Source organism: Kitasatospora sp. NPDC059599, from assembly GCF_042735125.1.
Classification (GTDB): domain Bacteria; phylum Actinomycetota; class Actinomycetes; order Streptomycetales; family Streptomycetaceae; genus Kitasatospora.
Genome location: NZ_JBHWCL010000120.1, coordinates 23,875 through 30,936, shown reverse-complemented (window position 1 = coordinate 30,936; position 7,062 = coordinate 23,875). Strand labels below are relative to the sequence as shown.

At 71.7% G+C, this 7,062-nt stretch carries 7 protein-coding genes; 5 read left to right on the top strand and 2 right to left on the bottom strand.

Going from position 1 to position 7,062, the window contains the following annotated elements; translation table 11 throughout:
• The first annotated feature begins 469 nt into the window (after positions 1 to 469).
• Positions 470 to 1,231: a hypothetical protein gene (locus ACFV04_RS32085; RefSeq protein WP_380342650.1), complete on the top strand. Its 762-nt coding sequence runs from the start codon at positions 470 to 472 to the stop codon at positions 1,229 to 1,231.
• A gap of 137 nt (positions 1,232 to 1,368) precedes the next feature.
• The gene (locus tag ACFV04_RS32080; protein WP_380534306.1) at positions 1,369 to 2,709 is read left to right on the top strand and encodes a GH1 family beta-glucosidase; all 1,341 of its coding nucleotides are present in this window, start codon (positions 1,369 to 1,371) and stop codon (positions 2,707 to 2,709) included.
• A 309-nt stretch (positions 2,710 to 3,018) separates the two neighbouring features.
• On the opposite strand, the gene ACFV04_RS32075 is transcribed toward ACFV04_RS32080, so the two are convergent.
• Complete coding sequence (locus ACFV04_RS32075) at positions 3,019 to 3,390, bottom strand: hypothetical protein (protein ID WP_380342644.1); 372 nt, start codon at positions 3,388 to 3,390, stop codon at positions 3,019 to 3,021.
• 74 nt (positions 3,391 to 3,464) lie between these two features.
• The gene (locus ACFV04_RS32070) at positions 3,465 to 4,094 is read right to left on the bottom strand and encodes a winged helix-turn-helix transcriptional regulator (protein ID WP_380342642.1); all 630 of its coding nucleotides are present in this window, start codon (positions 4,092 to 4,094) and stop codon (positions 3,465 to 3,467) included.
• Positions 4,095 to 4,175: 81 nt separating this feature from the next.
• Between ACFV04_RS32070 and ACFV04_RS32065 the strand changes: the two genes are divergently transcribed.
• From ACFV04_RS32065 to ACFV04_RS32055, 3 genes are read left to right on the top strand one after another with little or no spacing between them, the layout of a single operon-like run.
• On the top strand, positions 4,176 to 4,928 hold the full coding sequence (locus ACFV04_RS32065) for an MBL fold metallo-hydrolase (RefSeq protein WP_380534304.1): 753 nt from the start codon (positions 4,176 to 4,178) through the stop codon (positions 4,926 to 4,928).
• Between the two features lie 43 nt (positions 4,929 to 4,971).
• Positions 4,972 to 5,616 (top strand): NAD(P)-dependent oxidoreductase, encoded by a 645-nt coding sequence (locus ACFV04_RS32060; RefSeq protein WP_380342638.1) that lies wholly within the window; start codon positions 4,972 to 4,974, stop codon positions 5,614 to 5,616.
• Between the two features lie 3 nt (positions 5,617 to 5,619).
• Positions 5,620 to 6,885 (top strand): multidrug effflux MFS transporter, encoded by a 1,266-nt coding sequence (locus ACFV04_RS32055; protein ID WP_380534302.1) that lies wholly within the window; start codon positions 5,620 to 5,622, stop codon positions 6,883 to 6,885.
• Positions 6,886 to 7,062 lie beyond the last annotated feature (177 nt).

Below are 7,062 nucleotides of genomic sequence, written 5' to 3'. Positions count from 1 at the left end.
GCGCACCCGCACCCGGCGCACCCGCACCCGGCGCACCCGCACCCGGCGCACCCGCACCCGGCGCACCCGCACCCGGCGCACCCGCACCCGGCGCACCCGCACCCGGCGCAGCCGCGGCCAGGGCTCCCGCATCCGGTGCGCCGGCAGCCGGGGCAGCCGGGGCAGCCGGCGCCGGTGGTGTCGGCGGTGCCGGGGTGCCGGGCAGCGGGCGCAAGCCCGTGGGGGGCTCGCCGAGTGGTCCCGGTACCGCGTCCGCGACACCCTCCGGTTCCCCGGGAGCACGTGCCGGGGGGAACAACGTGCGGTCACCTCTTCTGCGTCCCGGTCGTTTCGGCCAGGGCACGCTCCCGGTGCTGCACAGGTTCGTCCTGTTCTTCCTGGTCCTGTTCGTTCCCGCGATCGCCGCCGCAGCCGTCGCGTGGCGTCGCCGGAGGGCGCGCCGCCGATCCGACCCGAGTGCAGGGGCGCCATGGAACACGTGATCGCCGTGATCGGCATCGTCGTCGGATTCGTCGCCGTCGCCGGGGGCGCTGTCCTGTTCAACGGCCGTAGGGCCAGGCGGTCGGCGCCGGCGGGAGAGGCGCGCGACGACACCGCCGAGTACCTGACGATGATGGTCGGCGTGCTGTACGCCCTGGTGCTGGGCCTTGCGCTGGTCACGGTGTGGGAGGCCAAGGACGACGCCGATGCCAACATCAGCGCCGAGGCGGGGGCAGTGCACCAGACGTTCCTGCTCGCCGACGGGCTTCCACCCGCCGCTGCTCAGCGGGCCCGCGCGGCGGCGGACACCTACGCCGCGTATGTCCGGAACGAGGAGTGGCCGCTGATGGAGCAGCGCAAGCCGCTGGGCACGCGCGGCTGGACGCTCCTTCACGACGTGCAGAACGCCTGGACGTCCTTCGAGCCCACCACCAACGCGCAACAGCAGGTGGACCAGCTGGCGTTCGGGCAGATCTCGGTGGCCTACCAGGCGCGTCACGGCCGTGAGGCGGCCGGGAACCGGGGCATGTCGGGGGTCATGTGGTTCGGCCTGCTCGCCGGCGGCGCACTCACCCTGGGACTGATGTTCCTCTTCGGGATCGAGCGCACCGGCACCCACCTGGTGCTGGCCATGGGGTTCACCAGCCTCATCGCCTTCATGGTCGTCCTCGTCTATGCCTTGAACTCGCCCTTCGGAGGCCCGCTCGGCCTGAGTCCGGCGCCCTTCGCGGATGTCGGTGTCGGAGGCTGACCGAGGGGCCGGCGGTGCGGATCCGCCGTCGCCGGCGTCGCCGACGTCGGCCGTCCCGCTGGTGTCCCGCCTCCTCTGGTGTTTCAGCGTGACGTCAGTAACATGAGCATTCCTCACGTTACTGTCAGGAGGCCGCCATGCCGGACCGCCACGACCTGCCGGCGGGGTTCCGCTGGGGTGTCGCCACCGCCGCCTACCAGATCGAGGGGGCGGCGGAGGAGGACGGCCGCGGCCCGTCCGTCTGGGACACCTTCGTCACCCGCCCCGGAGTCATTCGAGACGGGCACACGGGGGCGGTCGCCTGCGACCACTACCACCGCTACCCCGAGGACATCGCCCTGATGAAGGGCCTCGGGCTCGACGGCTACCGCTTCTCCATCGCCTGGTCCCGCGTCCTTCCCACCGGCACGGGGCCCGTGAACCCCGCCGGGCTGGCCTTCTACGACCGCCTGGTCGACGCCCTGCTGGAGGCGGGGATCACCCCGCTGCCCACCCTCTTCCACTGGGACCTCCCGCAAGCCTTGGAGGACGAAGGCGGCTGGCTCAACCGCGACACCGCGTACCGCTTCGCCGACTACGCCGCCGCCACGGCCGACCGGCTCGGCGACCGCATTTCGACGTGGATCACCCTCAACGAGCCCTTCGTCCACACCGTCTTCGGCTACGCGATGGGCATCCACGCCCCCGGCCGCGCCCTCATGTTCGAGGCCCTCCCCGCGGCCCACCACCAACTCCTCGGCCACGGTCTGGCCGCCTCGCTGCTCCACGAGCGCGGCCTGGAGGTGATGCTCTCCAACAACCTCACCCCCGTCGAACCGGCCACCCCGAACCCCGCCGACCTGACTGCCGCCGCGGCATACGACGCCCTCCACAACCGCCTGTTCACCGACCCCGTCCTCCTCGGCCGCTACCCCGACCTCTCCGCCCTCGGGGTCCCCGACGACATCTTCGGCGCGATCCACCCCGGCGACACCGACCTCATCCACGCCCCCGGCCTCGACGCCCTCGGCGTCAACTACTACAACCCCACCCGCATCGCCGCCCCCACCGACCCGAGCCTGCCCTTCGACCTCGTCGACATCCCCGACGTCCCCCACACCGCCTTCGGCTGGCCCGTCGTCCCCGACGGCCTCCGCCGACTCCTCGTCGGATTGCAGGAGTTGTACGGCATCGCCCTCCCGCCCATCGCCATCACCGAAAACGGCTGCTCCGTCGACGAGTCCGCCGCCCCCGACCAGCTGCGCATCGACTACCTCGCCACCCACCTCGACGCCCTCGCCACCGCCATCGCCGAAGGTGTCGACGTCCGCGGCTACTACACCTGGTCCCTCCTCGACAACTTCGAATGGGCCGAGGGCTACCACCAGCGCTTCGGCCTCGTCCACGTCGACTTCGAGACGCAGACGCGCACGCCGAAGGCGTCGTACGCGTGGTACCGCGACCTGATCGCGGCCCATCAGGCCCGGCACCGACGCTGAGGCTGTGAGCCGTACAGGTACGGCCGGCTTGGGGGCGGGCCGCGCAGGCTCAGGGGTGTTGGACCGATATGCCGCGCGCGGAACTGAAACCGCCGCCACGGGTTCCGGCCACCGGGGCGAGGCGTGCCCGTCCGGCCCGGGGACAAGTCGTTCAGTCTCCAGCACGATCCACACCGCCCCCTCACGGAACTCGGCGTCGTCGCCACGTCGCTTACCCGCCCTCAACTCCACATCGGGTCAGAGCTCTACGTTACGAGGGGAAGCACAGCGCAGACCTCTCCGGGAGTCCGGCACGGTCCGCTGCTGGGGTCATCGGGCAGTCGGGGAAACGGACATCCGCGCCATCTCCCGGCCGCTCTCGTCCTCCACGAGCACCACCGCTACGGCCTGGCGTGGTACGGCCGTCGTGATCCTCATGTGCACGGTCTCACCCTCGGGGATGCGCACGCCGCCGCCCAGGGCGCGATTCCCAGCGGCGTGGGCGGTCAGCACACGGTAGGTCCGACCGGGATTCAGACCGGTCAGTACCACGGGAATTTCGGTCCCCCATGCGTGCGGGACCATCTGCCCCTCGCGGGTCACGGCGACATGATGCTGTGGTTCCGTTGGCCACGGCCCGAGCCAGACCGTGGTGGTGATCGCCGCGGCCACGGCAGCCGGTCCCAGCAGCCCGTTGCGCACGGCAGAGGACCGTTTTCGAGACCGGCGCAGACTCGGTAGGGCTTGAGGTCGCAGTCTCGCGCGCGGCCGGTCGTTCAGCGGGGCAGGATGCGCAGTACTGCCTCGCGATTGCCGCTGAGCTGCAGGCCTTGCTGTACCGCGGCGCTCAGATCGAGGTCGCCGAGCAGGGTCGCGGCCAGCAGGTGCGGCGGTCCGGTCAGGGACGCGGTGGGGTGGTCGACCCGGCCGGCGTGGGTGTGCACCGAGCCGTCCTTGACTTCGATGACCAGGTCTTCGTTGCCGTCGGCGTGCAGTTGCAGGGCGATTGCCGGCTGGTCGGGACGGTGGTCGGTCAGTGCCCGGGCGGGCATGTCCAGCCAGTGGGTGCGGAAGGTGTCGCTGCCGGCCGGCTCGCGCAACAGCGGAATTCCCCATCGGCTCAGTTCCTGCAGCACCGGCTCCAGCGCGCGGCCACGCTCGGTGAGAGAGAACAGGGTGGTGGCCACCGGCGGCGGGGCGGCCTTGCGGTGGATCAGGCCGGCTTCCTCCAGTTCGCGGAGCCGGTCGACCAGCAGATTACTGGCGATCCCGGGCAGCCCGTTGCGCAGGTCGGTGTGCCGGCACGGACCCAGGGCGAGCAGTTCACGGACGATCAGCAGGGTCCACCGGTCGCCGATGGTGTCCAGTGCTTTCGCGATGCCGCAGTACTGCCCGTAGGTGCGCATGCCACCACCCTACCTTGCGGCGTTGAGATTCAGAACTCTCTTGTTGACTTTCTCAACAACGGCGGTCTAGCGTCGCTGCCCATGACCACCACCCTTTCCGTGCGTCGGCTGGCCTGGGCCGGCGTCGAGATCCGTCTCGGCGACACCCGCCTGCTGATCGACCCGCTTGAGAACGTCGCTCCGCTGGCGCCGGTGATGGGGCCGCCGCACCGGCCGGTCGACCCGGTCGACACCCCGCCCGGCACCCACGCCCTCATCACCCACCTGCACCCCGACCACTACGACCACGACCTGATCGCCCGGATCGCGGCCACCGGCACGATCGGCTGCCACACCCCGAGCGCGGCGGCGCTGCACGAGGCGGGCATCACCCCCGTTGCCCAGGACCTGGGCCGGTCACGCCGCATCGGAGAGCTGACCGTCACCCCGGTGACCTCGCTGGACTGGCGCGGCAACGACTGCGACCAGGTCGCCTGGGTCGTCGAAGGCGCCGGTCGGCGGATCATCCACTGCGGCGACACCCAGTGGCACGGCAGCTGGTGGCAGATCGCCCGCGACCACGGCCCGTTCGACGTCGCGTTCGTCCCGGTCAACGGCGTCATCGCCCACTTCGAGGGCTACGCGGCCAACGTCCCGGCGACCATGACCCCCGAGCAGGGCGTGGAGGCCGCCGTCGCACTCGGCGCCGCCACCGTCTGCGCTATGCACTACGGCCTGTTCCACAACCCGCCGTTCTACACCGAACAACCCGACATCGAGCAGCGCTTCCAGCACGCCGCCGCCGAGCGCGGCATCACCGCGGCCATCATCGCCGACGGCCGGCCCGTCCTTTGACCATCAGAAAACATCAGAGACCATCAGAAACAAGGAGCAACACATGAAGATCGTCCTGTTCGGTGCCGGCGGCAACATCGGCCGGCCCACCACCGAGGAACTCCTGCGTCGCGGCCACACCGTCACCGCGGTCACTCGAGCCGGCCACGTCGACGGACTCGAGCACAAGGCCCTGACCGTGACCACCGGTGACGTCACGGACGCCGCCGCGGTCGCCGGCCTCGCCGCCTCCCACGACGCCGTACTGTCGGCCGTCGGCCCCCGGATCGGCCAGGAGGACGACCGCGCCACGATCGTCGGTGCCGCCCGTGCGCTGATCGACGGACTCCGCCGAGCCGGCGTCACCCGCCTGGTCACCATCGGCGGTGCCGGCAGCCTGCGCACGCCGACCGGCGCCCGGGTCATGGACGACCCGGACTTCCCCGCGCTGTGGAAGGCCAACGCCGAGGCCCAGTCCGAAGCGCTCGACCTCTACCGCGGCGTGCACGACCTCGACTGGACGTACGTGTCGCCCGCCGCGGTCATCGCAGCGGGCGAGCGGACCGGGGCCTACCGCAGCGCCGGGGACACCCTGCTCACCGACGACGACGGCAACAGCCGCATCTCGTACGCCGACTACGCGATCGCCTTGGCCGACACGATCGAGAGCGGCACCGCGATCCGCCGCCGCATCACCGTGGCGTACTGAGCCATGAGCAACGACGCCGCCGGCCCGCACACCCGATTCATCGTCCTGCTCGCAGCGCTCGTGGCCCTGGGACCACTGTCCATCGACGGCTACCTGCCCGGACTGCCGGACCTCGCCGGCGACCTGCGCGCCGGCGCCGCGGCCACCCAGCTCACCATCACCGCCTGCCTGGCCGGGCTGGCCGTCGGGCAGCTGATCGCCGGGCCGCTGAGCGACACCTACGGCCGGCGGCGTCCGTTGCTGGCGGGCCTCGCCCTCTACACGATCGCCAGCGCGCTCTGCGCGGTGGCACCCGACGTCCCGACCTTCGTCGGCCTACGCCTGGTCCAGGGCATCGGCGGGGCGTTCGGCATCGTCATCGCCAACGCCATGGTCCGCGACCGCACCTCCGGAACCCGCACCGCACGTCTCTTCTCCACACTGACCTTGATCACCGGCCTGGCGCCGGTGCTCGCGCCGGTCCTCGGCGGCCAGCTACTGCGCGTCACGGCCTGGCCCGGAATCTTCGTGGCCCTGGCCGTACTCGGCGCCGTGATGCTGGCGGCCTCCGCCGCAGGACTGCCGCAGACCCGGCCCTCCGCGTCACGCCAGCCGCTGCCGGCTGTCATCGGGCAACTGCTCGGCGACCGGGTCTTCACCGGGTACGTCCTGGCCAACGGCCTGGTCTTCGCGGCGATGTTCGCCTACATCTCCGGCTCGCCGTTCGTCCTGCAGGAAATCCACGGCCTGTCACCGCAGCAGTACAGCGCCGTGTTCGCCGCCAACGCCGCCGGACTCGTCGCGGCCGCCCGGATCAGCGGCCGGCTGGTGGCCCGGGCCGGCGCCCGCGTGCTGCTGCTCGCCGGTCTGCTGGGCGCGACAGCCGGTGGCACCACGGTCCTGGGCGCGGTGCTGACACGGGCGCCCCTGCCCGTGCTCCTGATCGGCCTGTTCGTCCTGGTCTCCAGCGTGGGCCTGGTCATGCCGAACGCCGCGGCCCAGGCCCTGGCCGGCCACGGCGGACACGCCGGGTCGGCCGCCGCCCTGCTCGGCTTCAGCCAGTTCATGTTCGGAGCGGCACTTGCTCCGCTGGCCGGCGCGGGTGGCGCCACCGACGCCTTGCCGATGGGAATCATCGTCGCCGTGCTGCCGGCGCTCGCCCTGCTCACACTCGGCGTCCCCACCCGGTCGATGCCCGGTGAGCGCACCCGCAGGCCGGCCCGCCAAGGACCTCCCGGGCACCGGCGACCGCACCGGCACACCGATCGCAGACGGGCCCGCATCAAGTGAATCGGGCCGGCGGCCCGGGCCGCGGTCCTCCGGCACGATCACCTCAAGCCATTACGGAGCGGGGGTACGAGGGTGAGCAGGTGGATCACCACGCGTGGCGCCGAGCCGTCGCGACTGCCTGGTGTCGGCCACAGACGCCCCTGAACGTCATGGCGACCTGATCCCGCGGGCCGTGAG

Coding starts and splice junctions, on each gene's coding strand:
- ACFV04_RS32085 (WP_380342650.1), top strand. CDS start 470: ATGGAACACGTGATCGCCGTGATCGGCATCGTCGTCGGATTCGTCGCC.
- ACFV04_RS32080 (WP_380534306.1), top strand. CDS start 1,369: ATGCCGGACCGCCACGACCTGCCGGCGGGGTTCCGCTGGGGTGTCGCC.
- ACFV04_RS32070 (WP_380342642.1), bottom strand. CDS start 4,094: ATGCGCACCTACGGGCAGTACTGCGGCATCGCGAAAGCACTGGACACC.
- ACFV04_RS32065 (WP_380534304.1), top strand. CDS start 4,176: ATGACCACCACCCTTTCCGTGCGTCGGCTGGCCTGGGCCGGCGTCGAG.
- ACFV04_RS32060 (WP_380342638.1), top strand. CDS start 4,972: ATGAAGATCGTCCTGTTCGGTGCCGGCGGCAACATCGGCCGGCCCACC.
- ACFV04_RS32055 (WP_380534302.1), top strand. CDS start 5,620: ATGAGCAACGACGCCGCCGGCCCGCACACCCGATTCATCGTCCTGCTC.